The 25,148-nt window shown below is 72.6% G+C and carries 24 protein-coding genes and 1 tRNA gene; 17 read left to right on the forward strand and 8 right to left on the reverse strand.

The features are described from left to right. The first annotated feature begins 25 nt into the window (after positions 1-25). From ACODR5_RS01605 to ACODR5_RS01645, 9 genes are all read left to right on the forward strand, one after another. Positions 26-1,102, forward strand: coding sequence for an aldo/keto reductase (locus ACODR5_RS01605; RefSeq protein ID WP_449853636.1), 1,077 nt, complete (start codon positions 26-28; stop codon positions 1,100-1,102). A gap of 7 nt (positions 1,103-1,109) precedes the next feature. After that, the gene (locus ACODR5_RS01610; protein ID WP_488982519.1) at positions 1,110-2,042 is read left to right on the forward strand and encodes a 4-(cytidine 5'-diphospho)-2-C-methyl-D-erythritol kinase; all 933 of its coding nucleotides are present in this window, start codon (positions 1,110-1,112) and stop codon (positions 2,040-2,042) included. A 108-nt stretch (positions 2,043-2,150) separates the two neighbouring features. Further along, positions 2,151-2,450, forward strand: a complete 300-nt coding sequence (locus ACODR5_RS01615) for a DUF427 domain-containing protein (protein WP_449853634.1) — start codon at positions 2,151-2,153, stop codon at positions 2,448-2,450. Positions 2,451-2,456: 6 nt separating this feature from the next. Then, the gene (locus ACODR5_RS01620; protein WP_460816738.1) at positions 2,457-3,311 is read left to right on the forward strand and encodes an ABC transporter ATP-binding protein; all 855 of its coding nucleotides are present in this window, start codon (positions 2,457-2,459) and stop codon (positions 3,309-3,311) included. Beyond that, positions 3,308-3,988, forward strand: a complete 681-nt coding sequence (locus ACODR5_RS01625; RefSeq protein WP_488982520.1) for an ABC transporter permease — start codon at positions 3,308-3,310, stop codon at positions 3,986-3,988. The genes ACODR5_RS01620 and ACODR5_RS01625 overlap by 4 nt, the downstream gene beginning before the upstream one ends. Continuing rightward, positions 3,985-4,671 (forward strand): ABC transporter permease, encoded by a 687-nt coding sequence (locus ACODR5_RS01630; protein ID WP_488982521.1) that lies wholly within the window; start codon positions 3,985-3,987, stop codon positions 4,669-4,671. Before ACODR5_RS01625 ends, ACODR5_RS01630 begins: the two co-directional genes overlap by 4 nt. Positions 4,672-4,694: 23 nt before the next feature. After that, entirely contained in the window at positions 4,695-5,603 is a 909-nt protein-coding gene (locus tag ACODR5_RS01635) for an ABC transporter substrate-binding protein (RefSeq protein WP_488982522.1), read from the forward strand. 77 nt (positions 5,604-5,680) lie between these two features. Further along, entirely contained in the window at positions 5,681-7,363 is a 1,683-nt protein-coding gene (locus ACODR5_RS01640; RefSeq protein ID WP_488982523.1) for an ATP-binding cassette domain-containing protein, read from the forward strand. Then, positions 7,360-9,063: an ABC transporter ATP-binding protein gene (locus ACODR5_RS01645; RefSeq protein WP_488982524.1), complete on the forward strand. Its 1,704-nt coding sequence runs from the start codon at positions 7,360-7,362 to the stop codon at positions 9,061-9,063. The genes ACODR5_RS01640 and ACODR5_RS01645 overlap by 4 nt, the downstream gene beginning before the upstream one ends. Before the next feature lie 13 nt (positions 9,064-9,076). Here the strand turns inward: ACODR5_RS01645 and ACODR5_RS01650 are convergent, their stop codons facing one another. Beyond that, positions 9,077-10,864: an ABC-F family ATP-binding cassette domain-containing protein gene (locus tag ACODR5_RS01650; RefSeq protein WP_488982525.1), complete on the reverse strand. Its 1,788-nt coding sequence runs from the start codon at positions 10,862-10,864 to the stop codon at positions 9,077-9,079. 136 nt (positions 10,865-11,000) lie between these two features. Then, positions 11,001-11,501, reverse strand: coding sequence for a MarR family winged helix-turn-helix transcriptional regulator (locus ACODR5_RS01655; RefSeq protein ID WP_488982526.1), 501 nt, complete (start codon positions 11,499-11,501; stop codon positions 11,001-11,003). A 62-nt stretch (positions 11,502-11,563) separates the two neighbouring features. Between ACODR5_RS01655 and ACODR5_RS01660 the strand changes: the two genes are divergently transcribed. The 3 genes from ACODR5_RS01660 (at position 11,564) to ACODR5_RS01670 (ending at position 14,106) form a co-directional block, all read left to right on the forward strand. Next, positions 11,564-11,635, forward strand: a tRNA-Gln gene (locus tag ACODR5_RS01660). Position 11,636: 1 nt separating this feature from the next. Next, the gene (gene glmU / locus ACODR5_RS01665) at positions 11,637-13,097 is read left to right on the forward strand and encodes a bifunctional UDP-N-acetylglucosamine diphosphorylase/glucosamine-1-phosphate N-acetyltransferase GlmU (protein ID WP_488982527.1); all 1,461 of its coding nucleotides are present in this window, start codon (positions 11,637-11,639) and stop codon (positions 13,095-13,097) included. Continuing rightward, positions 13,072-14,106: a ribose-phosphate diphosphokinase gene (locus ACODR5_RS01670; RefSeq protein ID WP_449853617.1), complete on the forward strand. Its 1,035-nt coding sequence runs from the start codon at positions 13,072-13,074 to the stop codon at positions 14,104-14,106. The genes glmU and ACODR5_RS01670 overlap by 26 nt, the downstream gene beginning before the upstream one ends. Before the next feature lie 37 nt (positions 14,107-14,143). On the opposite strand, the gene ACODR5_RS01675 is transcribed toward ACODR5_RS01670, so the two are convergent. The 4 genes from ACODR5_RS01675 to ACODR5_RS01690 form a co-directional block, all read right to left on the reverse strand. Further along, positions 14,144-15,682: a sensor histidine kinase gene (locus ACODR5_RS01675; protein WP_488982528.1), complete on the reverse strand. Its 1,539-nt coding sequence runs from the start codon at positions 15,680-15,682 to the stop codon at positions 14,144-14,146. Next, positions 15,679-16,404 carry a response regulator transcription factor gene (locus ACODR5_RS01680; RefSeq protein ID WP_449853615.1) on the reverse strand — a complete coding sequence of 242 codons (726 nt, stop codon included), beginning with the start codon at positions 16,402-16,404 and terminating at the stop codon, positions 15,679-15,681. The genes ACODR5_RS01675 and ACODR5_RS01680 overlap by 4 nt, the downstream gene beginning before the upstream one ends. 72 nt (positions 16,405-16,476) lie before the next feature. Beyond that, a complete protein-coding gene (locus ACODR5_RS01685) occupies positions 16,477-16,914 on the reverse strand; it encodes a hypothetical protein (protein WP_449853614.1) in 438 nt (145 codons plus the stop codon). Next, a complete protein-coding gene (locus ACODR5_RS01690; protein ID WP_449853613.1) occupies positions 16,901-17,113 on the reverse strand; it encodes a helix-turn-helix transcriptional regulator in 213 nt (70 codons plus the stop codon). The genes ACODR5_RS01685 and ACODR5_RS01690 overlap by 14 nt, the downstream gene beginning before the upstream one ends. Positions 17,114-17,199: 86 nt before the next feature. On the opposite strand from ACODR5_RS01690, the gene ACODR5_RS01695 reads away from it, so the two are divergent. Together ACODR5_RS01695 and ACODR5_RS01700 are read left to right on the forward strand one after the other, a co-directional pair. Then, on the forward strand, positions 17,200-17,685 hold the full coding sequence (locus ACODR5_RS01695) for a hypothetical protein (protein ID WP_449853612.1): 486 nt from the start codon (positions 17,200-17,202) through the stop codon (positions 17,683-17,685). A 130-nt stretch (positions 17,686-17,815) separates the two neighbouring features. After that, positions 17,816-18,133 (forward strand): BBE domain-containing protein, encoded by a 318-nt coding sequence (locus tag ACODR5_RS01700; protein WP_488982529.1) that lies wholly within the window; start codon positions 17,816-17,818, stop codon positions 18,131-18,133. Between the two features lie 35 nt (positions 18,134-18,168). Here ACODR5_RS01700 and gndA read toward each other — a convergent pair whose 3' ends face one another. Both gndA and ACODR5_RS01710 read right to left on the reverse strand, forming a co-directional pair. Then, the gene (gndA, locus tag ACODR5_RS01705; RefSeq protein WP_449853610.1) at positions 18,169-19,614 is read right to left on the reverse strand and encodes an NADP-dependent phosphogluconate dehydrogenase; all 1,446 of its coding nucleotides are present in this window, start codon (positions 19,612-19,614) and stop codon (positions 18,169-18,171) included. A gap of 5 nt (positions 19,615-19,619) precedes the next feature. Further along, a complete protein-coding gene (locus ACODR5_RS01710) occupies positions 19,620-19,745 on the reverse strand; it encodes a hypothetical protein (protein WP_449853609.1) in 126 nt (41 codons plus the stop codon). A 260-nt stretch (positions 19,746-20,005) separates the two neighbouring features. Here ACODR5_RS01710 and ACODR5_RS01715 point away from each other — a divergent pair, with 260 nt between their 5' ends. The 3 genes from ACODR5_RS01715 (at position 20,006) to mfd (ending at position 25,069) form a co-directional block, all read left to right on the forward strand. Beyond that, positions 20,006-20,599, forward strand: coding sequence for a 50S ribosomal protein L25/general stress protein Ctc (locus ACODR5_RS01715; protein ID WP_460816719.1), 594 nt, complete (start codon positions 20,006-20,008; stop codon positions 20,597-20,599). A 71-nt stretch (positions 20,600-20,670) separates the two neighbouring features. Next, positions 20,671-21,258, forward strand: a complete 588-nt coding sequence (gene pth / locus ACODR5_RS01720; RefSeq protein ID WP_460816717.1) for an aminoacyl-tRNA hydrolase — start codon at positions 20,671-20,673, stop codon at positions 21,256-21,258. A 196-nt stretch (positions 21,259-21,454) separates the two neighbouring features. Next, positions 21,455-25,069 carry a transcription-repair coupling factor gene (gene mfd, locus ACODR5_RS01725; RefSeq protein ID WP_488982530.1) on the forward strand — a complete coding sequence of 1,205 codons (3,615 nt, stop codon included), beginning with the start codon at positions 21,455-21,457 and terminating at the stop codon, positions 25,067-25,069. Positions 25,070-25,148: the final 79 nt, after the last annotated feature.

Raw genomic sequence — 25,148 nt, forward strand, 5'->3', positions numbered from 1 at the left:
CGCCGCGCCTGGGTAGGGTGAATCCATGAGCGACAGCCCCCGGTTCCGCACTGCCGCCGACATCGCCGACCTGCATCGGCCCTATGCGGCGGCGGAGGGGCGCTACGAGCGGAACGACTACCGGCAGGTGGGCGACTCGGGCCTGTACCTGCCGCCGCTCTCGCTCGGCCTGTGGTGGAACTTCGGCGACAACTTCCCGATCGACAACCAGCGCCGGCTGCTGCGCCACGCGTTCGACCGCGGTATCACGCACTTCGACCTCGCCAACAACTACGGCCCGCCGTACGGCTCGGCCGAGAAGAACTTCGGCCGCATCTTCGCCGAGGACCTGCGCCCCTATCGCGACGAGCTCATCATCTCGTCGAAGGCGGGCTTCGACATGTGGCCCGGGCCCTACGGCGACCTCGGATCGCGCAAGTACATCGTCGCCAGCGCCGAGCAGTCGCTCACGCGCATGGGCCTCGACTACGTCGACATCTTCTACTCGCACCGCACCGATCCGGTCACGCCCCTCGAGGAGACGATCGGGGCGCTCGACACGCTCGTGCGGCAGGGCAAGGCGCTGTACGTGGGCATCTCGTCGTACTCGGCCGAGCGCACGGCCGAGGCGAAGGCGATCGCCCGCTCGCTGGGCACGCCGCTCGTCATCCACCAGCCCTCGTACTCGATCCTGAACCGCTGGATCGAGGACGGCCTCACGGGCGTGCTGCGACAGGAGGGGATGGGCGCCATCGCCTTCACGCCGCTCGCGCAGGGCCTGCTCACGGCGAAGTACCTCGGCGACGGCACGGCCGAGCGCGCGCAGCAGCGCCGCTCGCTGCCGAACACCCGCCTGTCCGAGCGCGCCCTGGCCACGCTGCGCGGCCTGGACGTGATCGCCACCGAGCGCGGCCAGACGCTCGCGCAGCTGGCGATCCAGTGGGTGCTGCGCGATCCGGTGGTCGTCTCGGCGCTCATCGGCGCCTCGCGCGTGGAGCAGCTGGACGAGAACCTCGCGGCCCTCGAGGGTCCGGCCCTCACCGCCGAGGAGCTCGAGCGCATCGACGCGCTGGCCGCGGCGGCCGGCGCGGACCTCTGGGCGGAAGCGGCCACGACCGAGTGAGGCGCCGATGACCCTCGCGGAGATCTTCCCCTCGGTGCGCGTGCGCGCGCCGGGCAAGATCAACGTGTTCCTCGAGGTGGGCTGCCTCGACGACGACGGCTACCACGAGCTGGCGACGGCGTTCCAGGCCGTCTCGCTCTACGAGGACGTCGTGGCCACGTACGCCGAGGACTTCACGATGGCCGTGACGGGGTCGGTCGCGCTCGACGGCGTGCCCGTCGACGACCGCAACCTCGCGCTGCGCGCCGCGCGGCTGCTGGCCGCAGAGACGGGCTACGAGGGCGGCGTGCACCTCGAGGTGCACAAGCAGGTGCCCGTGGCGGGCGGCATGGGCGGCGGATCGGCCGACGCCGCCGCGGCGCTCGTGGCCTGCGACGCGCTGTGGGGCACCGAGCTGTCGACGGCCACGCTGCAGCGGCTGGCCGCGCGCCTCGGTGCCGACGTGCCGTTCGCGCTGATGGGCGGCACGGCCATCGGCTCGGGGCGCGGCGACCAGCTCAGCCCCGCGCTGGCCCGCGGGCGCTTCGACTGGGTGCTCGTCACGAGCGAGGAGGGCGTGTCGACCCCGGCCGTGTACGGCGAGCTCGACCGGCACCGCGAGCGGCACCGCGTGGACATCGGCCCCGTGCCGGTGGTGCCGCAGGTGGACGCCGACGTGCTGCACGCCCTGCGCGCCGGCGACGCGGCGATGCTCGCCTCGACGCTGCGCAACGACCTGCAGGCCGCCACGCTGCAGATGCGGCCCGACCTCGCCCCGATCCTCGAGCTGGGGGAGCGCTCGGGCGCGCTCGCCGGCATCGTGTCGGGATCCGGCCCCACCCTCGCGTTCCTGTGCGGCGGGCCGGAGGAGGCGATCGACCTGCAGATCACCATGAGCGCCGCCGGGCATGTCGCCCTCCACGTGCACGGCCCCGTGCCCGGCGCCCGCGTCGTCGGCTGATCCGAGGGGCCGGCGATCCACGGCGCGGATTCGCACGGATCCGTCCCCGATGTCCGTGCCCGGCGGTATCGTCGGGGAAACGCCCGAAACCGAACGACTGGAGGGGCGATGAAGGCACTGTGGCGCGACCGCGTGGTCGCGGAGGCACCCGAGGACGAGCTGCTGCGGATCGACGGGGCGTGGTACTTCCCGCCGAGCAACGTGGACCGCGAGCTGCTGCTGGCGTCGCCCACGCCGTACACCTGCAGCTGGCGCGGCGACATCCAGTACTACTCGCTCGCGGCCGACGGCGAGGTCGCGCACGACGCGGCGTGGTGCTACCCGTCGATGCCGCCGGAGGCGATCCAGCGGATCGGCACCGACGCGCGGCAGTACCTCGCGTTCGGTCCCGCGGTGACGCTGGTCTGACGCGGGATGATCGAGTTCCGCTCCGTCCGCAAGGAGTACGCGGGGGGCACGGTCGCCGTGGCCGACGTCGACCTCGTCGTGCCGTCGCACAAGACCGTCGCCCTCGTCGGGTCGTCCGGCTCCGGCAAGACGACGCTGCTGCGCATGGTCAACCGCATGGTCGAGCCCACGAGCGGCGCCGTGCTCATCGACGGCGAGGACGTGAAGGACCGCGACCCCGTGCGCCTGCGCCGCAGCATCGGCTACGTGATGCAGAGCGCCGGCCTCATGCCCCACCTGCGCGTGATCGACAACATCGCCACGGTGCCGATCCTGAACGGCGTGCCCAAGCGCGAGGCGCGCGAGCGCGCCCGCGAGCTCATGGACACCGTCGGGCTCGATCGCGCGCTCGCGGGCCGGTACCCGGGGCAGCTCTCCGGTGGCCAGCAGCAGCGTGTCGGCGTGGCCAGGGCGCTCGCCTCGGATCCGAACATCCTGCTCATGGACGAGCCCTTCGGGGCCGTCGACCCCATCGTGCGGCGCGAGCTGCAGCGCGAGCTGCTGCGCCTGCAGAGCGAGCTGGGCAAGACCACGGTGTTCGTCACGCACGACATCGACGAGGCGTTCCTGCTGGGGGACGAGGTCGTCATCCTGGCGCAGGGCGGCCGCGTCGTGCAGCGGGGCACGCCCGACGAGATCCTCGAGGACCCGGCCGACGACTTCGTGCGCGAGTTCGTCGGGCTCGTCGACGGGCGCCGCGGCATGACGCTGCGCGAGACGCGGCACGGCACCGCCGTGGTCGACGGGTCGGGGCGGATCCAGGGCATGCTGCGCCCCGAGCCCGCGGGCGGGGTCGCCGGCGCGGGGAGCGAGGGCCCGTGAGCTGGACGCTCGACAATCTGGGGCTGATCGGCGCGCTCACGGCCGAGCACCTGCGCCAGAGCGTGCCGCCCATCCTGTACGGGCTGCTGCTGGCGGTGCCGCTGGGGTGGGTCGCCCACCGCTTCCGCCGCGCGCGCGGCCTCGTGCTCACCGTGACGGGCATCCTCTACACGCTGCCGTCGCTCGCGCTGCTGCCGCTGCTGCCGCTCGTCTTCGGCACGAGCACGCTGAGCCCGCTCAACCTCGTGCTCGCCCTCACGATCTACGCCGTCGCGATCCTCGTGCGCTCGGTCGCCGACGGCTTCGACGCCGTGGACGAGGACGTGCGGCGCGCGGCGGTGGCGATGGGGTACGGGCCGCTGCGCGGGTTCTGGGCCGTGGAGCTGCCGCTGGCCGGTCCCGTCATTCTCGCGGGGCTGCGTGTCGCGGCCGTGAGCACGATCTCGCTCGCGACGGTCGGCGTCCTCATCGGCGTGACCAACCTCGGCTACCTGTTCACGAACGGCTTCCAGCGGCGCATCGTCGAGGAGATCCTCGCGGGCGTGGTCGCCGTGGCGCTCGTGGCGCTCGTGGTCGACGTGCTGCTCGTGCTCGCCGGCCGCGTGCTGATGCCGTGGACGACGGCGACGGCCGGGGCGCCGCGCGCCGCGGCGGCGACGGTGGGAGGCCACGCGTGAACCTGCTGCTGGACGCCCTCGCGTGGCTGTTCTCTCCCGATCGGCTGAGCGGCTCGAACGCGCTGCCCGCGGCGCTGCTCGCGCACCTGTTCTACACCTTCGTCTCCGTCGCGATCGCCGCCGTCGTCGCCATCCCACTGGGCTGGCTGATCGGGCACACGGGGCGGGGTCGCGAGATCGCCGTCGCGCTGTCGGGCGCCGCTCGCGCGCTGCCGTCGTTCGGGCTCATCCTGCTGCTCGTGCTGCTGCTCGGGGTGGCGCGCAAGCCCGAGGCCGCGATCACCGCCTTCGTGCTGCTCGCCATCCCGTCCATTCTGGCGGGGGCATACACCGGCGTGGAGGCGATCGATCGGCGCACGATCGACGCGGGTCGCGCGATGGGCATGACGGGGTGGCAGGTGCTGTGGCGCATCGAGGCGCCGCTCGGGCTGCCCCTGCTCGTGGGCGGGCTGCGCTCCGCCGTGCTGCAGGTGGTCGCGACCGTCACACTGGCGGCGTACGTCAACCTCGGCGGCCTCGGCTACGACATCATCCAGGGCATCCAGCTGCGCCGCTTCGAGCAGGTGCTGGGCGGCGCGCTCGCCGTCGCGGCCCTCGCCCTCGTGCTCGACGGCGTGTTCGCCCTCATCCAGCGCGCGTCCGTCCCGCGCGGCACCCTCGACCCGGCGCCCCGCGCCTCCTGACCGAACGAAAGAAGGCGATCCACATGAACGCATCCAGGACCCTCGCCCTGGGGGCCACCGCTCTGCTCGGCCTCGCACTGGCCGGCTGCGCGTCCTCAGACCCGCTCGGCACCGAGACCCAGGAGCCCGGCGGCGGCTCCGGCGACGCGATCGTCGTCGGCTCGCAGGCCTACTACTCGAACGAGATCATCGCCGAGATCTACGCGCAGGCGCTCGAGGACGCCGGCTTCGAGGTCGAGAAGCAGTTCAACATCGGGCAGCGCGAGGCGTACATGCCCTCGCTCGAGAACGGCGAGATCGACCTGTTCCCCGAGTACACCGGCAGCCTGCTGCAGCAGCAGTACGACCCCGAGACCGAGGCGCGCACCCCGGACGAGGTCTACGACGCCCTCGTCGAGGCGCTGCCCGAGGGCCTCACGGCGCTCGAGCAGTCGACCGCGAGCGACCAGGACTCGTACACCGTGACGGCGGAGTTCGCCGAGGAGCACGGGCTCGAGACGATCGCCGACCTCGCGAACGTCGACGAGCCGCTCACCCTGGGCGGCCCGCCCGAGCTCGAGGAGCGCCCGTACGGCCCCCGCGGCGCGGAGTCGGTCTACGGCCTCGACCTGCAGTTCTCGGCCACCGGCGACACGACCGTCGAGGACCTGCTGGCCGGCACGATCCAGGTCGCCAACGTCTTCACGGCCGACCCGCGCATCCAGACCGAGGACCTCGTGCCGCTCGAGGACCCGGAGGGCCTCTTCCTCGCCTCGAACGTCGTGCCGATCGCGTCGTCCGACATCGCCGACGAGATCGCCGACGTCATCGACCCGATCAGCGCCGCGCTCACCCCCGAGGCGCTCGTCGCCATGAACGTGCAGAGCACCGAGGACGAGATGTCGCCGGCCGACATCGCCGCGCAGTGGCTGGAGGAGCAGGGGCTCGTCTGACCTTGGGCGGCGGTGACCGGTCCCGCGAGCGGCCACCACCGATTCCCCAGCAACGCCGGTCATACGATCGAAGGGACATGTCTCACCCTCACGCCGGCGGACCCGCGCTGCCGCTGCCCGCCGCCGTGCGCGCCTCGACGCCGACCTGGGTGATGGGGGTCTCGGCCGGGATCGCGTGGGCCGGCGCGATCGCGACGGCGTTGCTGTTCGCGTGGCTCGGGCGGGTGCTCGACGGCGACGAGCCGGGCTGGGCCGTGCCCGTGGCGTGCGCGGCGGTCGCGGCCGTCTGCGCCGGAGCGGGGCCCTGGTTCTCGCAGTGGGCGGGATCGGAGGCCGAGGGGCGCCTGCGCCGGGCGGTCGTGGGCCGCGTGTTCGACCTCGGCGTGGCGGGCACCGCCGGCCGGTCGGGGCAGCTGCTCTCAGTCGCCACAGACGCCGTCGAGCGCACCGCGCACTACCGCGCGGGCTTCCTCGGGCCGATCCTCGGCGCGCTCACGACGCCGCTGATCGTGCTCGGCGTCATGGCGCTGACCGCGGACGCCGTGACGGCCGGCTGGCTGGCCCTGCTCATCCTGCTCGTGCCCGTGCTGATCGGCGGCTTCCGCCGGCTCGTCCGCCCGATCGGGGCGGCGTATCGGCGCACGCAGGGCCGACTGACGGCGGGGTTCCTGGAGGCGATCCAGGCGCTCGACACGCTCGTGTACGCCCGCGCGGCCGAGCGCGTCGCCGACGACCTCGCGGCGCGCGGCGAGGAGCACCGGCGCGGGCTCATGAGGATGCTCGCGGGCAACCAGCTGCTCATCCTCGTCGTCGATGCGGCCTTCTCGCTCACGGTGGTCGTCGCCGCCACCGTGATCGCGGCGACGCGTGCGGCCGACGGGGCGATCACGGCGGGCGCGGCCGTCGCGATCGTGCTCATGACCGTGCTCGTCATCGGGCCCGTCGACGTCATCGGCTCGTTCTTCTACATCGGCATCGGCGGCCGCGCCGCGCAGCAGCAGATCGCCGGCCACCTGTCTGGCGGGCCCCGGTCGTCGACCGGAGGGCGCGCAGTGCCCGGAGCGGAGATGGGCCGAGCGAGCGCAGCGAGCCGAGGCCAGGCCCCGCCCGGCTCGATCGTGCTCGAGCGCGTCACGGCGGGCTACCCCGGCGGCGAGCCCGTGCTGCGCGGTCTGTCGCTGCGCGTCGAGCCGGGGGAGCGGGTGGCGCTGGTCGGCCCGAGCGGCATCGGCAAGTCCACGGTGTCGGCGCTCGTGCAGGCGCACCTGCGGCCCTCCGCCGGCACCGTGCTCGTCGACGGGCTCGACGCCTCGGAGACGCCGGCCGACGAGATCCGCGCGCGGCTCGCCGTCGTCGAACAGCGCCCATTCCTGTTCCTCGGATCGATCGCCGAGAACCTGCGGCTGGCCGCTCCGAGCGCGCCGGACGAGCGCCTCTGGCACGCGCTGGAGGTCGCGGGCCTGAGCGCCGAGGTCGAGCGCATGCCCGGCGGGCTCGACACCCCCGTCGGCGAGCACGGCGCGCTGCTGTCGGGCGGGCAGGCGCAGCGCCTGGCGATCGCGCGCGCCGCGCTGCGGGACGCGCCGATCCTCGTGCTGGACGAGCCCACGTCGCAGGTCGATCTGGCGGGCGAGGCCGCGATCCTCGCCGCGCTCGATCGGCTCGCGGCGGGCCGCACCGTGCTCATGATCGCCCACCGTCCGGGCGCCATCCTTGCCGCCGATCGCGTGATCGCGCTGGGAGCGGAGGGGGACGCGTGAACCGGATCGACCTGACCCGCTGGCTCATCGGCCACACCCGGCGCCTGCTCGCGCCGCTGGCGGCCTCGGTCGCGGCGCGGACCGCGAATCAGCTCCTCGGCGTCGCGCTGCTCGCCCTCGCGGCCACCGCGGTGGTGCGGGCGGCGAGCGCGGCGCCGTTCGAGACCCTGCCGCTCGTGCTCGGCCTCGTGGGGATCGCGCTGGCGAAGGCCGCGCTGCGCTACCTCGAGCACTACGCGGGGCACTGGGTGGCGTTCACGGCGCTGCAGCGGCTGCGCGAGCTGCTCTTCGCGCGTCTCATCCCGCAGGCGCCCGCCGCCACGCAGGGCCGCGCGGGCGCGGAGCTCACCGAGCGCGCCACGCGCGACATCGACCGCGTCGAGGTGTTCTTCGCGCACACGCTGCCCCCGGCCGTGTCGGCCGTGGTCGTGCCGGCCGCCGCCCTCGCGTGGCTCGCCGTGGTCGTGGACGCGCGCCTCGCCCTGACGCTGGTGCCCTTCGTGCTCGGCGCGCTGCTCATCCCGCTCGCCGCGGGCTCGGCGACGTGGCGCGCGGCGCGCGGGGTCGCGGCGGCGCGGGGCGCGATCGCCGCCCGCGTGGGCGACGACATCCAGGGCGTGCGCGAGGTGCTCGCCCTCGGCGCCGCTCCCGCGCGGCTGCGCGAGCTGGACCAGGCGGATCGCGCGCTGGCGGCGGCCCGCTCGACGTCCGGCCGCGTGCAGGCCGTGCGCGGCGGCGCGATCGTGCTGCTGCAGGGCCTCGGCGTCGCGGCGGTCGCGGCGGTCGCCGCCGCGGCGGGCCTGCCGGCCGAGACGGTCGCCGTGGCACTCGCCGTCGCGGTCGCGCTGTGGGGACCCGCCCGCGGCATCGACGAGTTCGCCACGAGCCTCGATGCGTCGTTCGCCGCCGCCGAGCGCGTGCGCCGCATCGTCGACGGCGAGCCGGCCGTGCGCGAGCCCGCCAGGCCCGGGCCGGCCCCGGCCGACGCCTCGGTCGAGCTGCGCGAGGCGACCGTGCGCCACGGCGACTTCGCGGCGCTCGACGCCGTCTCCGCCCGGTTCCCGGCGGGGGAGTGGAGCATCGTCGCGGGCGTGTCCGGCAGCGGCAAGTCCACCTTCGCCTCGTTGCTGCCGCGCGGCCGTGACGTCGCGTCCGGCGCCGTGCTCCTGGGCGGCGCGGACGTGCGGGGCATCCCGCTCGACGAGCTGCGCCGCCGCGTCGCGCTCGTCTCCCAGCGACCCACCATGCTGAGCGGCACGATCGCCGAGAACCTGCGCCTCGCCGCGCCCGATGCCGCCGACGAGCGACTGCGCGAGGCCCTCGCCGACGCGGCGTTGGACGAGTGGATCGCGTCCCTGCCGCGCGGTATCGACACCCCGGTCCGCGAGCGGGGCACGTCGATCTCGGGTGGCCAGCTGCAGCGCCTCGCCCTCGCGCGCGCCCTCGTCGCCGATCCCGAGGTGCTCGTGCTGGACGAGGCGCTCAGCCAGCTCGACGGCCCCACGGCCGCCCGCGTGCGCGACCGCCTGCGCGCGCGCCGCGCGGGCCTGACGGTGATCGAGATCACGCACCGCGTCGACCTCGTGCCCGACGACGCGCGCGTGCTCGTGCTCGACGCGGGCCGCGCGGTCGACGCCGGGACCGCGGGCGAGCTGCGCGCCGCGGGCGGAGCGTTCGCGCGCCTCGAGGCGCGGGTCTGATCGGCGCGGCGGCTCAGCCGTCGAGCTGCTCGCCCAGCTCCAGCCAGCGCTCCTCGAGCTCGGCGACCTCGGCCTCACGGGCGCGCAGCTCGGCGCCGAGGGCGGCGAGGCCGTCGTAGTCGCCCGGATCGTGCGCGGCCATGTCGGCGTGGATCCGCTCGATGCCCGCCTGCAGGTTCTGCAGCTTGCGGTCGATCGACGCCAGCTCCTTCTCGGCCGCCCGGCGCTCGGCGCCCGACAGGCCCGGCGCGGCCGCTGCGGTGGCGGGGGAGGGTGCGGCCGGTCGGGCCGACCCCACGTCCTCGCGGCGCAGGCGCAGGTACTCGTCCACGCCTCCCGGCAGGTGCCGCAGCCGGCCGTCGAGCACGGCGTACTGCTGGTCGGTGACGCGCTCCAGCAGGTACCGGTCGTGCGAGACGACGAGCAGCGTGCCCGGCCACGAGTCGAGCAGGTCCTCCATCGCGGCGAGCATGTCGGTGTCGAGGTCGTTGCTCGGCTCGTCCAGGATGAGCACGTTCGGCTCGTTCAGCAGCACGAGCAGCAGCTGCAGGCGGCGCTTCTGGCCGCCCGAGAGGTCGCGCACGGGCGTGGACAGCTCGGAGGAGCGGAAGCCGAGCCGCTCGAGCAGCTGGGCCGGCGTCATCTCCTTGCCGCCCGAGACGTACGTCGAGCGCTGCTCGGCGAGGATCTCGCGCACGCGGCGGTCCATCACGGGGTCGAGCTCGGCCAGGCGCTGATCGAGGTACGCCACGCGCACGGTCTTGCCGCGCTTCACGCGGCCGCTCGTCGGCTCCACCGTGCCGGCGACGAGGCCCAGCAGCGTCGACTTGCCCGCCCCGTTCGGACCGAGGATGCCCGTGCGCTCGCCGGGCGCGATCCGCCACTCCACGTCGCGCAGCACCTCCCGGCCGTCGTAGGCGACGCCCGCGTCGAGGAGGTCGACGACGTCCTTGCCGAGCCGCGCCGTGGCCAGCTGTGCCAGCTGCACCGAGTCGCGCACGGGTGGCTCGTCCTCGATCAGCTGATTGGCCGCCTCGATCCGGAACTTCGGCTTCGACGTGCGGGCCGGAGCGCCGCGGCGCAGCCACGCGAGCTCCTTGCGCATGAGGTTCTGGCGCTTCTCCTCGGCGACCGCGGCCTGCCGCTGGCGTTCCACGCGCTGCAGCACGTAGGCGGCGTACCCGCCCTCGAACGGATCCACGATCCCGTCGTGGACCTCCCACATGCGGGTGCAGACCGCGTCGAGGAACCAGCGGTCGTGGGTGACGAGCAGCAGGGCGCCCTGGTTCGCCGCCCAGCGGGTGCGCAGGTGCTCGGCCAGCCATGCGATGCCCTCGACGTCGAGGTGGTTGGTCGGCTCGTCGAGCGCGACGACGTCCCACTCGCCCACGAGCAGCCGGGCCAGGGCGACCCGGCGTCGCTGCCCGCCGGAGAGCGTCGAGACGTCGGCCTCGAGGTCGAGGTCGCGTGTGAGGCCGCCGAGGATGTCGCGGATGCGCGCGTCGCCGCGCCACTCGTGCTCGGGGGCGTCGCCGACGATCGCGTGCCGTACCGTGTCGCTCTCGGTGAGCTCGTCGGTCTGCGCGAGCATGCCGACGCGCAGCCCGCCCCGGCGCGTGACACGGCCGTCGTCCGGCTCCATCCGTCCCGTGAGGATGCGCATGAGCGTGGACTTGCCGTCGCCGTTGCGACCGACGATGCCCACCCGGTCGCCGTCCGCGACGCCCACGGTCACGCCGTCGAGGATCACCTTCGCGGGGAACTCGATGCGCAGGTTCTCGCCGCCCAGGAGATGTGCCATCGCATCCAGCCTAAGCGGCCCGCCCGCGCCCGCCGTCCGTCCCCGTGAGAATCCATCTCCGCGCCGAGAATCCGTGGACGCAAGGATTCTCGGCGCAAGGGTGGATTCTCGCGGATCAAGGAGAACGCAGACGGCCTCAGGCGCCGGACTCGAAGCCGAGGCTGAGGTGGCGCAGCAGCGCGGCCAGGCGCGTGCGCTCGGCGGCCGAGAGCGTGCGCAGCAGCTCGGCCTCCGCATCCATCAGCCGCGTGATCGCCGCATCGACCCGGATCCGGCCCTGCTCCGACAGCGTGACGAGGATGCTGCGACCGTCCCCGGGATCGGCCTCGCGGTGGACCAGGCCGCGGCGCAGCAGCTTGTCGATGCGGTTGGTCATCGTGCCGCTGGAGACGAGGGTCTGCTGCAGCAGCTGCTTGGGGCTGAGCTGATACGGCTCGCCGGCGCGGCGCAGCGCCGAGAGCACGTCCCACTCCCACGGCTCGATGTCGGTGCGGTCGAACGCCTCCCGCCGCGCGCGGTCGAGGTGGCGCGAGAGCCGGTCGACGCGCGAGAGCACCTCCATGGGCGAGAAGTCGAGGTCCGCCCGCTGCGTGCGCCACGCCGCGACGATCCGGTCGACCTCATCCGTTGCGCCCATCCGGTCATTATCGCGCGTGAGAGACTGAATCCGCGGTCGCCCGCGTGCGGCGCGGCCGCGGGTCCGCCATGGTGTAACGGCAGCACGACAGCCTTTGGAGCTGTGAGGACCAGGTTCGAATCCTGGTGGCGGAGCATGAACCACGAGAATCTGGCGATCGTCGTGCTGGCCGCGGGGCAGGGCACGCGCATGAAGTCGCGGACCCCGAAGGTGCTCCACCGGATCGGGGGCAGGCCCCTCGTCGGGCACGTGCTGCATACGGCCGAGGCGCTCGGCGCGCAGTTGATCGAGGTGGTCGTGCGCCACGAGCGCGACCTCGTCGTCGAGGCCGTGTCGTCGCACCCGGGCGTCGCCGTCGTCGACCAGGACGACGTGCCCGGAACGGGTCGAGCCGTGCAGCTGGCGGTCGACGCGCTGCCGGCCGACTTCGACGGCGACGTGCTCGTGCTCTCGGGTGACGTGCCGCTGCTGGACGCCGAGGCGCTGTCGGCCCTCATCGCCGAGCACCGCACCGCGCAGGCGGAGGCCACGGTGCTGAGCGCGCTGCTCGACGACGCCACCGGGTACGGCCGGATCGTGCGCGGGGCCGACGGCACCGTCGAGCGGATCGTGGAGCACAAGGACGCCGGCGACGACGAGCGCGCCATCGGCGAGATCAACGCCGGCGTGTACGTCTTCCGCGCCGCGGGCCTGCGCGAGAGCCTGCCGCTGCTGAGCGCCGACAACGCGCAGCGCGAGCTGTACCTCACCGACGTCGTGCGCCTGCTGCGCGAGGCCGGCCGCAGCGTCGCCGCGAGCGTCGCGGCGGACGCGCGCGTCGCGCTGGGCGTGAACGACCGCGCCCAGCTGTCGGAGGCGGCGCGGATCCTGAACGAGCGGATCGTGCGGCGCTGGCAGCTGGAGGGTGTCACGATCCAGGACCCGGCGACGACATGGATCGACGACACCGTCACGCTCGCGCAGGACGTCACGATCCTGCCGAACACGCATCTGCTCGGGGCGACGACCGTGGCCGAGGGCGCCACGATCGGCCCCGACACGTCGCTGACCGACTGCGAGGTGGGGGAGGACGCCGTGATCCGCCGCTCCGACGCCACCCTCGCCGTGTTCGGAGCGCGCAGCACCGTCGGCCCGTTCGCCTACGTGCGCGCCGGCACGACGCTCGGCGACGACGGCAAGATCGGCACCTTCGTGGAGAGCAAGAACTCGCAGATCGGCGACGGCAGCAAGGTGCCGCACCTGTCGTACGTGGGTGACGCGACCATCGGGCGGCACGTGAACCTGGGTGCCAGCACCATCACCGCCAACTACGACGACGTGAACAAGCACCGCACGGTCATCGAGGACCACGTGCACACCGGCACGCACAACGACCTCGTGGCGCCCGTTAGACTCGGGGTCGGCGCGAAGACGGGTTCCGGGGCCGTCATCCGCAAGGACGTCCCGGCCGGAGCGCTCGCGCTCAGCGTGGCTCCCCAGCGCAATTCCCTGGGGTGGGTCGAGAAGAACAGAGCGGGCACCGCCGCGGCAGACGCCGCGCGGCAGGCCCGCGAAGCAGAAGAGGCGGCCGGTGGCTCAGAAGCAGAAGAAGGTTGAACTCGACCGCGAGCGGGGCATCGCCCCGGGCGTCGTCGCGAAGACGAAGAAGCGTCTCGTGGTGGTGACCGGCCGCTCGCATCCCGAGCTCGCGCAGGCCGTCGCGGCGCAGTTGGGCATCCAGGTCGCCCCGACCGAGCACCGCACCTTCGCCTCCGGTGAGATCTACACGCGCTTCGAGGTGTCGATGCGCGGCAGCGACGTGTTCCTCATCCAGTCGTTCGGCGCGAACGTGAACGAGGATCTCATGGAGATGCTCATCATGCTCGACGCGCTCAAGCGCGCCTCGGCCAAGCGCGTCACGGTCGTGCTGCCGTACTACCCGTATTCGCGCCAGGACAAGAAGGGGCGCGGCCGCGAGCCGATCTCGGCGCGCCTGGTCACCGATCTCATCGCCACGGCGGGCGCCGACCGGATCATGAGCGTCGACCTGCACGCCTCGCAGATCCAGGGCTTCTTCGACGGTCCCGTCGACCACCTGTTCGCCAAGCCCGTGCTGCTCAGCCACTTCCGCGAGACGATCACCGACGAGGAGCGCGAGACGCTCACGGTGGTCTCGCCCGACATGGGCCGCGTGCGCGTGGCCGACCAGTGGTCGGACTCGCTGAACGCGCCGCTGGCGATCATCCACAAGCGCCGCGACCCGAAGGTCGCCAACCAGGTGACCGTGCACGAGATCGTCGGCGAGGTCGCGGGCCGCACCTGCCTGCTCGTCGACGACATGATCGACACGGCCGGCACCATCGTGAAGGCCGCGCAGGCACTGAAGGAGAACGGCGCCCGCAAGGTGATCGTCGGCGCCACGCACGCGATCTTCAGCGACCCCGCCTCCGAGCGTCTGCAGGACGACGCGATCGACCGAGTGGTCGTGACCGACACCGTGCCGGTGCCCGAGGAGCGCCGCTTCGAGAAGCTCACGGTGCTCTCGAGCGCCCCGCTGCTGGCCCGCGCCATCCGAGAGGTCTTCGACGACGGCTCCGTCACGAGCATGTTCGACGGCGCGGCGTAGTCCTTCCTTTCGCCCCCGGCTCGTGCGCTCGGTCGGCTCAGGCCGGCCGGGCGGGCAGACGCACCTCGAAGGTCGTGTCGCCCGGCTCGCTGCGCACCGTGATGGTGCCGTGGTGGGCCTCGACGATGGCCTTCGCGATCGCGAGTCCCAGGCCCGTGCCGCCCGTCTTGCGGGCGCGGGAGACGTCGCCGCGGGCGAAGCGCGCGAACAGCTCCTTCTGCAGCGCGGGGTCGATGCCGGGGCCGTCGTCGTGCACCTGCAGCACGGCGCGGGTCGCGCCTCCGCTGCCCTCGCGGGCGATGCGCAGCGTGACCGCGGTTCCCGCCGGCGTGTGGGTGCGGGCGTTGGCGAGCAGGTTCAGAACGACCTGGCTCAGCCGGGCGGCATCGCCCGCGACGACGACAGGATCGTCGGGCACCTCCGCCTGCCACTCGTGGTCGGGCGCGGCCACCTGCTGATCCGCGAGCGCCTCCACCGCCACCTGTGTGAGATCCACGGCCCCCACGACGATCTCGGTGCCCTCGTCGAGCCGCGCCAGCAGCAGCAGATCCTCGACCAGGCTCGTCATGCGGATCGACTGCGCCTGGATGCGCTCGAGCGACTGCCCGGTCGTGTCCGACAGCGCCGGATCGCGCAGCGACAGCTCGGAGTAGCCCCGGATCGACGCCAGCGGCGTGCGCAGCTCGTGGCTCGCGTCGGCGACGAAGCGCCGCATCCGCTCCTCGTTGCGCTGGCGCTCGTCGAGCGAGGAGTCGACGTGATCGAGCAGCGTGTTGAGCGCGGCGCCGACCTGCCCGATCTCCGTGCGGGGGTCGGCCTGGTCCGCCGGCACGCGCTCGTCGATCGAGACGGCGCCGGCGTGCAGGGGGAGGCGGGCGACGCGGGTGGCGGTGTCGGCGACGGCGCGCAGGGGACGCAGTCCGCGGTGGATGACGGCGGTGACGGCCGCGCCGAGCACGAGCAGGCCGCCCGCCGTGACGAACGCGATCGTCGAGAGCATCTGCCCCACGGTGGCCCGCACGCCGGAGGTGGACACGCCGATCAGGTAGACGCCGCCGGGCACCTGGCCGGAGGCGATCCGGAACTCGCCCTCCCCGGCGATCGTGACCGTGGTCGCGGTCTCGCTACGCGTGCTCCGGGCGTCGGCGAGCTGAGCCGTGCTGAGGCCCGTCACGCGCGGGCCGTCGCTGATCGCCCCGGAGATCGTCCCGTTCGTCGTGGAGAGCACGATGAGGATCGTGCCGGGGAAGGTGCGCGCACTGGCGAGCTGCGAGGCGGCGTCCTGCCCCGGTGAGACCCACGACGACGCGCTGTCGGCGAGCGACTCGACCTGCTGCGAGAGCGACGACTCGAGCACGCGGCCGAGCACGAGGCTCATGACGGCCGAGACGACGACGAGGATCAGCGCCACGATCGTGAAGACCGTGAGCATGAGCTTGGTCTGGAACGACATCGGCGCCCGCCCGGACGAGACGGTGCCGGTCGCCGGGGCGTCGGCGCCGTGGAGCGCGGCGTCGCCGGGCCGCGGGGGGCCGGGCGGTGCCCCCGCCCGGGTGTCGTCGGCCGCTTCGGTCACTGCGGCGCCTTGATCATGTAGCCGGCGCCGCGGATCGTGTGGATCAGCGGCTCGCGCCCGGCGTCGATCTTCTTGCGCAGGTACGAGATGTACAGCTCGACGACGCTCGACTTGCCGCCGAAGTCGTACTGCCACACCCGATCCAGGATCTGCGCCTTCGAGAGCACGCGGCGCGGGTTGCGCATGAGGTAGCGCAGCAGCTCGAACTCCGTGGCGGTCAGCTCGATGGGCTCGCCGCCGCGCTCGACCTCGTGGCTGTCCTCGTTGAGCGTGAGGTCGGCGACGCGCAGGATCGGCTCGGCGTCCGCCGTCTGCACCCCGGCGCGCCGCATCAGCGCGCGCAGCCGCGCCACGACCTCCTCCAGGCTGAACGGCTTGGTCACGTAGTCGTCGCCGCCCGCCGTCAGCCCGGCCACCCGGTCGGCGACGGCGTCCTTGGCCGTGAGGAACAGGATCGGCACGTCGTCGCCCGCCTGGCGCAGTCGCTGCATCACGGCCAGTCCGTCGAGGTCGGGCATCATGATGTCGAGCACGATCGCGTCGGGCTCGAACTCGCGGGCGGCCTGCAGCGCGTCGAACCCGCTGGAGGCGGCGCGCACGTCCCAGCCCTCCATCTTCAGCGCCATCGAGAGCAGGTCGGTGAGCATCTGCTCGTCGTCGACGACGAGCACGCGGACGGGCGAGCCGTCGGCGCGGGTGAGGGCGGGCTGCGGGGTCGTCATGGCACCCATTCTGCGCCCGCACCTATGGGTTTCCTATGGTGCCGCCTATGCCCCCGCTGTGAACCCCCGCGCTCAGCCGCGGCGGACGAAGTACCAGTTCGCGACGAGCCAGACGATCGCCAGGAACAGGAGTACCGCGGCGCTCATCAGCGAGAACAGCGGATCGTCGACGATGATCGCGACGACGAACTGCGCCATCGACGCGAGGAGCGCGGCGACGCCGACCGTGGCGAGCGCCTTGCCGGCCGCGGCGCGATCGCGCTCGTCCGCGAACTCGAGCGCGTTCACGCGCTCCAGGTCGCCCGATCCGCGCCGCCGCGCGAAGGCCGATGCGAGGGCGCCGAGCACGGCGGCCACGATCAGGATGACGCCGGGCCCGATCCTGTCGACCACGATGAGCCAGACGCCGAACAGCGTCATCGCGCCGTAGATCACGGTGTTGAGGATCGAGATGGGCCACCGGCGGCGTCCGCGTGCCCGATCCCGCGATCCCTGCTCATCCATCGACATCGAAGACCTCCTCCACGGGCGCGCCGAAGTAGCGCGCCAGGTGCACCGCGAGCGTGAGCGACGGGTCGTACCGGCCCGTCTCGATCGCGTTGATCGTCTGCCGCGAGACGCCCAGCGCGTCGCCCAGCGCCTGCTGAGACAGCCCGCGTTCGCCGCGCAGCTCTCTGACCCTGCTTCGCACGTTCTCCTCGGAATCCATGTGTAAAGCCCACTTGACACTATCGAGATTGTCAAGCAAGCTTGTCATGTCAAGGTCACTTTACACCCCCATCGAGGAGAGATCCCATGTACGACGCGCTCGTCGCCTTCACCGACTCCCTGCCCGTCTGGGCGCAGTGGCTGGGCGTCATGCTCGTGTCCGCCATCCCGTTCGTCGAGTCGTACTTCGGCACGCTCATCGGCGTGCTGGCCGGCGTGCCGACCGTCGTCGCGGTGCTCGCCGCGATCGTCGGGAACGTCGTCTCGATGCTCGCCTTCGTCTTCGTCGGGGCGGGGGCGCGCCGGAAGGTGCTGGCCGGGCGCGCCGCGGGCGAGGAGGAGCCGGAGCTGTCGCCGCGCAAGCAGCGCTTCAAGAAGATGTTCGACCGCTTCGGCGTGCCGGGCGTCAGCCTGCTCGGCCAGACGCTGCTGCCCAGCCAGATCACCTCGGGCCTCATGGTCTCGTTCGGCGCCAGCCGCAATCAGGTGATCTTCTGGCAGATCGTCTCGATCATCCTGTGGGGCGTCGCCTTCGCCATTCTCGGCAACCTCGGGCTCGTCGCCCTGCGCTGAGCCGCGACGCATGCGGGGCCGGCCCCGTCGTTCGCGTGTCGGAGGTGGGCGCTACCGTTCGTGCCATGACCACGATCGACGACCTGCGCGCCGGGCTCGCCGGCACCGTGCTCACGGCGACCGACCCCGAGTGGGATGCGGCGGCGCCTACGGCGACGTCGCGCCGGAGGCCACGGCGTTCCCCGCCCGCGAGGCGGGGTGGTTCGCCATGGCGGGCGCCTTCGACGGGCCGCATCTCGACGACGCCGAGCGCGCCCGCGTCGAGGCGGACTGGGCCGCGATCGAGGCGCTCGGTCGTGGCGTCTACGGCAACTTCCTCAACGCGACGGAGCCGGAGCTCGTCGTCAAGGTCTACCCCGTCGAGACGATGTCGCGGCTGCGCCGCGTGAAGGCAGCGTGGGATCCGCAGAACGTCTTCCGCCGCAACCACAACGTCCGGCCCGCCTGAGCGGACCGGACGTCGGGGACGGGGTGGGGCCCGCGTCAGTGGGTGTCTTCCGCCTCGATCTCGGTGCGGTCGGCCGACCAGAGGGTGTGGAAGGTGCCGGGCTTGTCGATGCGCTTGTAGGTGTGCGCGCCGAAGAAGTCGCGCTGTCCCTGCACGAGCGCGGCCGGCAGGCGGTCGGCGCGGATGCCGTCGTAGTACGCCAGCGAGGACGAGAACGCGGGGGAGGGGATCCCTGCCTGCGCGGCGGAGACGACCACGCGCCGCCACGCGGCCTGCGCGCGGCCGAACACCTCGACGAAGTACGGCGCGGTCATGAGCACGGGCAGGTCAGGGGCCTCGGCGTAGGCGTCGCTGATGCGGTTGAGGAACTGGGCGCGGATGATGCAGCCGGCCCGCCAGATCTTCGCGATCGCGCCGAGGTCGATGTTCCACCCGTACTCGGCGGCGCCGGCGCGGATCTCGTCGAAGCCCTGCGAGTACGCGACGATCTTCGAGGCGAACAGCGCCAGGCGCACGTCCTCGATGAACGCGTCGACGTCGTCCACCCGGAAGCCTTCGTCGGGGCCGGGCAGGTCCGCGGCGGCTTCACGCTGCTCGGGGTGCGACGACAGGGACCGGGCGAACGTGGCCTCGGCGATGCCCGAGACCGGCACGCCCAGCGACAGCGCGGTCTGCACCGTCCACGCGCCCGTGCCCTTGGCGCCCGCCTGATCGAGGATCACGTCCACGAGCGGCTTGCCGGTTTCGGCGTCGACCTGGCGCAGCACCTCGGCGGTGATCTCGATGAGGTACGACTCCAGTTCGCCAGTGTTCCACTCGGCGAACACGTCCGCGATCTCGGCCGGGCTCTTGCCCGTGCCGCGGCGGATGAGGTCGTACGCCTCGGCGATCAGCTGCATGTCGGCGTACTCGATGCCGTTGTGCACCATCTTCACGAAGTGCCCGGCACCGTCGTGGCCCACGTGCGTCACGCACGGCTCGCCCTCCGCGACCGCGGCGATGGACTTCAGGATCGGGCCGAGCGTGACCCACGATTCGTCCGATCCGCCCGGCATGATCGAGGGGCCGTTCAGCGCGCCCTCCTCGCCGCCCGAGATGCCCGCGCCGACGAAGTTGATGCCCGTCTCGCGCACCGCCTTCTCGCGGCGGATCGTGTCGGTGAACAGCGCGTTGCCGCCGTCGACGATGATGTCGCCCGGCTCGAACACCTTCACGAGCTCCTCGATGACGGCGTCGGTCGGGCCGCCGGCCTTGACCATGATGATCGCCGTGCGCGGCTTCGACAGCGTCGCGGCGAACTCCTCGTAGCTGTACGCGGGCAGGAACCCGGCCTCGGGGTGCGCGGCGACGAGCTCGTCGGTCTTGGACCGGCTGCGGTTGTACACCGCCACCGTGTTGCCCTCGCGGCTGGCGAGGTTGCGCGCGAGGTTCGACCCCATCACGGCGAGTCCGACGACTCCGATGTTGGCTGCAGTGGTCATGGCGATCAGTCCTTGCGGTAGCCGGAGCGGCCGAGGGAGAAGAACGCGCCGACGATCGTGACGGCGGCGACGACGGACACGCCGCCGATGACCCAGGTGATGACGTGCGACCAAGCGGCAGCGTCGAGCATGCGGTGACTCCTTCGCGGAACGGACGCCCCGACCAGGGGCGCCCCCTCAGGCTATCGGCTCCGCGAGCGCGATTGCCGTTCCGGAGGCCGGTTCGGGTAGCATGGAGGCACCTCGGCGAGGGATCTTCGTGCGCGTGCGCTCCGGAGTCCGTGATCGACGCGGTGATGCGGGCCTCGTGGCTCTCCTCACGCGTCGCGTTCGAGTCGAGAAAGCAGACCACCACGGCCACCGCATCGCCGTGTGCATGAGGAGAACATCAATGTCCGAGAACGCCACCCTGACCGCCGAGACCCGCACCGAGTTCGGCAAGGGCTTCGCCCGCCGCCTGCGCGCCGCCGGCAAGATCCCCGCCGTCGTCTACGGCCACGGCGCCGAGCCGATCCACGTCGCGCTGCCGGGCCACGAGACGGCGCTGATCGTCCGCCAGGCGAACGCGCTCATCGACCTCACTGTCGACGGCACCCAGCACCTCGTCCTCGTGAAGGACGTGCAGCGCGACCCGGTGCGCCAGATCATCGAGCACGTCGACCTCATCGTCGTGCAGCAGGGCGAGAAGATCCAGGTCGACGTTCCGATCGTCATCACCGGCGAGACCTTCCCCGGCACGATCCACACGCTCGAGACGGCATCGCTGACCGTCGAGGTGGAGGCCACGCACATCCCGGAGCACATCGAGGTCTCGGTCGAGGGTCTCGAGGACGGTTCGCACATCACGGCCGCCGACGTCACGCTGCCGCAGGGCGCCAGCCTCGCGACCGACGGCGAGACGCTCGTCGTCGGCGTCTCGACGCCGCGCGGCGAGGTCGCCGACGAGGCCGAGGCGGCCGAGGGCGCTGAGGAGTCGGGCGAGTAATTCCGATCCTGCCGGAAGGGGGTGTGACGATTCTGTCGCACCCCCTTCCGCTGTCCACTGGAGGATGACGCATGGCCGAGACGTGGCTGGTCGTCGGGCTCGGCAACCCCGGCCCGCGCTATGAGCTGACCCGGCACAACGTCGGCCAGCTCGTCGTCGACGAGCTCGCCGACCGCATGAGCGCGTCGTTCACGCAGCAGAGGCAGGCGAACGCGCGCGTGGCGGAGGGGCGCCTGCGCATCGGCGGTCCCAAGCTCATCGCGGCCAAGCCGAACTCGTTCATGAACGTGTCGGGCGGGCCCGTCTCGTCGCTCGCGAAGTTCTTCAAGATCGATCCGGATCGGGTCATCGTCGTCCACGACGAGCTCGACATCCCCTTCGACACCATCCGCCTGAAGTCCGGCGGCGGGCACGGCGGCCACAACGGCGTGCGCGATGTGGCGAAGGCCCTGGGCACGCCGGACTTCGCCCGGGTGCGGGTGGGCATCGGTCGCCCGCCCGGCCGGCAGGATCCCGCGGACTGGGTGCTCGATCCCTTCGGCGTCGCGGAGCGCAAGACGCTGCCGATCCTCATCGCCGATGCCGCCGATGCCGTGGAGCTGATCGTGGAGCAGGGCCTCGTCGCGGCCCAGCAGAAGGTCCACGCCCCCAAGCCCTGACGCGACGGCGGGGTGTTGCGGTGGTCGCTTCATCTCCGCGGCTTCGCCGCTGAAGTTCAGCAACCGTGGGGCGCGACCACGCAGCAGCCGCCGCGCAACCGGTCACTGTGCGAGCGAAGCACGCGAGCGGCGCCCGCGCAGCGGGTGCCCGAGCGCGCGCAGATCCAATAAAAGAGCGCCCCGGTAGACTTGATCGGTGACTGTGCACGGGATCTCGCGCGCCCTCGACCGCTCCGAGTCCTTTCGCGACGCGGTCGCGAACGCCGGCGTCGATGCCGACTTCTCGCTCGTCGACGGGCTCGACGCCCCGGCGCTCGCGGCGCTCCTCGCACGCCGTGCCGCCTCCGGCCGGCCCGGCGCTCTGCTGGCCATCGCGCCGACCGGGCGCCGCGCCGATGCGCTGGGCGCGGCCCTGCAGTCGTTCGTGCCCGAGGCGACGGTCCTGAGTTTCCCCGCGTGGGAGACCCTGCCGCACGAGCGCCTGAGCCCGAGCGCCGAGACCGTGGGCCGGCGGCTCGCGACGCTGCGCGCGCTGGCCGCGTGGGACGGCTCCTCGCCCGTCGTCGTCACCGCCTCCATGCGCGCCGCGGTGCAGCCGCTCGCGGCCGGTCTGGCCGACGTCGAGCCGATCGTGCTCGCGACGGGCGAGCGCGGGCACGACCTCGACGAGATCGTCGCGGCGCTCGTCGAGCGTGCGTACACGCGCGTCGACATGGTCTCGCGCCGCGGCGAGTTCGCGGTGCGCGGCGGCATCCTCGACGTGTTCCCGCCCGTCGCGGAGCACCCGTATCGCATCGAGCTGTTCGGCGACGAGGTCGACCAGATCCGCGCGTTCTCGGTGGCCGACCAGCGGTCGCTGCCGGGCGACGTCGCCCGGGTCGAGCTCGTGCCGAGCCGCGAGCTGCTGCTCACCGACGAGATCCGCGAGCGCGCCCGTTCGCTGCAGGGGAGCCTGCCCGGCATCGCCCAGCTGCTGGAGCGCATGGCGGAGGGCATTCCGACGGAGGGCATGGAGTCCCTCACGCCGGTGGTGGCGGGCCCGCTCGTCTCGCTCGCGAGCTATCTGCCCCCGGGCGCCGCCGTGGCGCTCGTCGATCCGGAGCGCGCGGTCACGCGCGCGCTGTCGCTCGCCGAGACGAACCGCGAGTTCCTCGAGGCTGCCTGGAACGCCGCGACGAGCGGCGCGAGCGCGCCGGTCGACCTCGCCAGCGGCGACTTCCTCACGATCGGGCGGCTGCGCGAGGACGTGCGCGACGGCGGCGGCGTGTGGTGGACGCTCAGCCCGTTCGACTCGGGCGCGGCCGACATCGCGGCGGAGCTCGCCGAGGCCGGCGAGGACCACGAGGCCGCCGAGGGCACGCGGATCCGCGGCTCGATCGTGCCGTCGTTCCACGGCAATGTCGACGGCGCGACCGAGCACATCGCCGCGCGCGTGCGCGAGGGCTGGGCCGTCGTCGTCGTGGCGGAGGGCGCGGGCCTGATCGAGCGGGCCAGGGACGTGCTCTCGGAGCGCGGGATCGCGGCGCGCGTCGTCGAGACGCTGGACGAGACGCCCGAGTCGGGGCTCGTCACGCTCGTGCGCGGCGCGATCGAGCAGGGGTTCGAATCGGACGAGGCGCGGCTGGCCGTCCTCAGCGAGAACGAGTTCTACGGCCGCACGATCGGCGGCACGAACCGCGGTCCCAAGAAGCTCGCGAGCCGGCGCCGCAACGTCGTCGACCCGCTGCAGCTCAAGCCCGGCGACTTCGTCGTCCACTCCACCCACGGCATCGGCCGCTTCGTGGAGATGACCAAGCGCCAGGTCTCCAGCGGCGGCCGCAACGCCGTCAAGACCGAGCGCGACTACCTCGTGCTCGAGTACGCACCGTCCAAGCGTGGCTACCCCGGCGACAAGCTGTTCGTGCCGACGGATCAGCTCGACCTGCTCTCGAAGTACGTGGGCGGCGAGAGCCCGCAGCTGTCGAAGATGGGCGGCAGCGACTGGTCGCAGGCCAAGAGCAGGGCGCGCAGGGCGGTGCGCGACATCGCCGTCGAGCTCGTCAAGCTCTACTCGGCCCGCATGGCGGCGAAGGGCCACGCGTTCGGCCCCGACACGCCGTGGCAGCGGGAGCTGGAGGAGGCGTTCCCGTTCGCGGAGACGCCCGATCAGCTGCAGACCATCGACGAGATCAAGCGCGACATGGAGCGCCCGGTCCCGATGGACCGCCTGCTGTCGGGCGACGTGGGCTTCGGCAAGACCGAGGTCGCCGTGCGCGCCGCGTTCAAGGCGATCCAGGACGGCAAGCAGGTCGCCATGCTCGTGCCCACGACGCTGCTCGTGAAGCAGCACTTCGAGACGTTCACGGAGCGCTTCGCCGGCTTCCCCGTCAAGGTCAGGGCGCTCAGCCGCTTCCAGACCGACAAGGAGGCCCGCGAGACGCTGCAGGGCCTCGCCGACGGATCCGTGGACATGGTGATCGGCACGCATCGGATCCTCACCGAGGGCGTGACGTTCAGGGACCTCGGCCTGCTGATCGTCGACGAGGAGCAGCGCTTCGGCGTGGAGCACAAGGACGCGCTGAAGAAGCTCAAGACGAACGTCGACATCCTCGCGATGAGCGCGACGCCGATCCCGCGCACGCTCGAGATGGCCGTCACCGGCATCCGCGAGATGTCGACGCTGGCGACGCCGCCGGAGGACAGGCACCCGATCCTCTCGTACGTTGGCCCGCGCAACGACAAGCAGCTGACCGCCGCCATCCGCCGCGAGCTGCTGCGCGAGGGCCAGGTGTTCTACGTGCACAACCGGGTGCAGTCGATCAACTCCGTCGCGGCCCACCTGGCCGAGCTCGTACCCGAGGCCCGCATAGCCGTGGCGCACGGCAAGATGGGCGAACACCAGCTGGAGCAGGTCGTCGACGACTTCTGGGAGCGCAAGTTCGACGTGCTCGTGTGCACGACGATCATCGAGACCGGCATCGACATCGCCAACGCGAACACGATCATCATCGACCGCGCCGACAAGTACGGCCTCGCCCAGCTGCACCAGCTGCGCGGCCGCGTGGGGCGCGGGCGCGAGCGCGCGTACGCGTACTTCGTGTACGACGAGAACAAGCCGCTCAGCGAGACGGCGGCCGACCGACTGCAGACCATCGCGGTGCACAACGACCTCGGATCGGGCACGCAGGTGGCCATGAAGGACCTCGAGCTGCGCGGCGCCGGCAACCTGCTGGGCGCCGAGCAGGCGGGCCACATCGCCGGCGTCGGCTTCGACCTGTACCTGCGCATGATCGGCGAGGCGGTCGCGACGTTCCGCGGCGAGGAGACCGAGGGGCCGACCGAGCTGCGGCTCGAGCTGCCCGTGGACGCGCGCATCCCCGAGTCGTACATCGACAGCGAGCGCCTGCGTCTCGAGGCGTACCAGAAGCTCTCGGCCGCCGCCGCCGTGACGGCACCGGACGACGCGATCGACCTCGTCGTCGAGGAGCTGACGGACCGCTACGGCGAGCCGCCGGCCGAGGTGCAGGGGCTCGTGCGCGTGGCGCGCCTGCGTCGCCGCGCGGCGCAGGCCGGGCTGGCCGACGTCGTCGCGATGGGCAAGAATCTGCGCATCGCACCGGCGAACCTCGCGGACTCGATGAAGGTGCGCGTGCAGCGGCTGTATCCCGGGGCGAAGATCCTGTCCGGGGGAGAGGCGATGGTCGTGCCCCTGCCCACCCGGATCGAGCCGGGCGACGACGCGGCGCTCATCGGCTGGGTCGCCCAGCTGCTCGACGCGCTCTTCCCGGTGCCTGACAGGGCCCCGACCGGCTCGACCACGACCGCCGGGTAGGGTGGAACGTGGTGTGCCGGGAAGTCTGGTCGGCGTCGCGCGCGGTCAGCGCGCGGCTCCGTCACCCCGAAAGGACCTG

This window comes from Microbacterium sp. FG3, assembly GCF_057809335.1.

Coding starts and splice junctions, on each gene's coding strand:
- ACODR5_RS01605 (WP_449853636.1), top strand. CDS start 26: ATGAGCGACAGCCCCCGGTTCCGCACTGCCGCCGACATCGCCGACCTG.
- ACODR5_RS01610 (WP_488982519.1), top strand. CDS start 1,110: ATGACCCTCGCGGAGATCTTCCCCTCGGTGCGCGTGCGCGCGCCGGGC.
- ACODR5_RS01615 (WP_449853634.1), top strand. CDS start 2,151: ATGAAGGCACTGTGGCGCGACCGCGTGGTCGCGGAGGCACCCGAGGAC.
- ACODR5_RS01620 (WP_460816738.1), top strand. CDS start 2,457: ATGATCGAGTTCCGCTCCGTCCGCAAGGAGTACGCGGGGGGCACGGTC.
- ACODR5_RS01635 (WP_488982522.1), top strand. CDS start 4,695: ATGAACGCATCCAGGACCCTCGCCCTGGGGGCCACCGCTCTGCTCGGC.
- ACODR5_RS01640 (WP_488982523.1), top strand. CDS start 5,681: ATGTCTCACCCTCACGCCGGCGGACCCGCGCTGCCGCTGCCCGCCGCC.
- ACODR5_RS01650 (WP_488982525.1), bottom strand. CDS start 10,864: ATGGCACATCTCCTGGGCGGCGAGAACCTGCGCATCGAGTTCCCCGCG.
- ACODR5_RS01655 (WP_488982526.1), bottom strand. CDS start 11,501: ATGGGCGCAACGGATGAGGTCGACCGGATCGTCGCGGCGTGGCGCACG.
- glmU (WP_488982527.1), top strand. CDS start 11,637: ATGAACCACGAGAATCTGGCGATCGTCGTGCTGGCCGCGGGGCAGGGC.
- ACODR5_RS01680 (WP_449853615.1), bottom strand. CDS start 16,404: ATGACGACCCCGCAGCCCGCCCTCACCCGCGCCGACGGCTCGCCCGTC.
- ACODR5_RS01685 (WP_449853614.1), bottom strand. CDS start 16,914: ATGTCGATGGATGAGCAGGGATCGCGGGATCGGGCACGCGGACGCCGC.
- ACODR5_RS01690 (WP_449853613.1), bottom strand. CDS start 17,113: ATGGATTCCGAGGAGAACGTGCGAAGCAGGGTCAGAGAGCTGCGCGGC.
- ACODR5_RS01695 (WP_449853612.1), top strand. CDS start 17,200: ATGTACGACGCGCTCGTCGCCTTCACCGACTCCCTGCCCGTCTGGGCG.
- gndA (WP_449853610.1), bottom strand. CDS start 19,614: ATGACCACTGCAGCCAACATCGGAGTCGTCGGACTCGCCGTGATGGGG.
- ACODR5_RS01710 (WP_449853609.1), bottom strand. CDS start 19,745: ATGCTCGACGCTGCCGCTTGGTCGCACGTCATCACCTGGGTCATCGGC.
- ACODR5_RS01715 (WP_460816719.1), top strand. CDS start 20,006: ATGTCCGAGAACGCCACCCTGACCGCCGAGACCCGCACCGAGTTCGGC.
- pth (WP_460816717.1), top strand. CDS start 20,671: ATGGCCGAGACGTGGCTGGTCGTCGGGCTCGGCAACCCCGGCCCGCGC.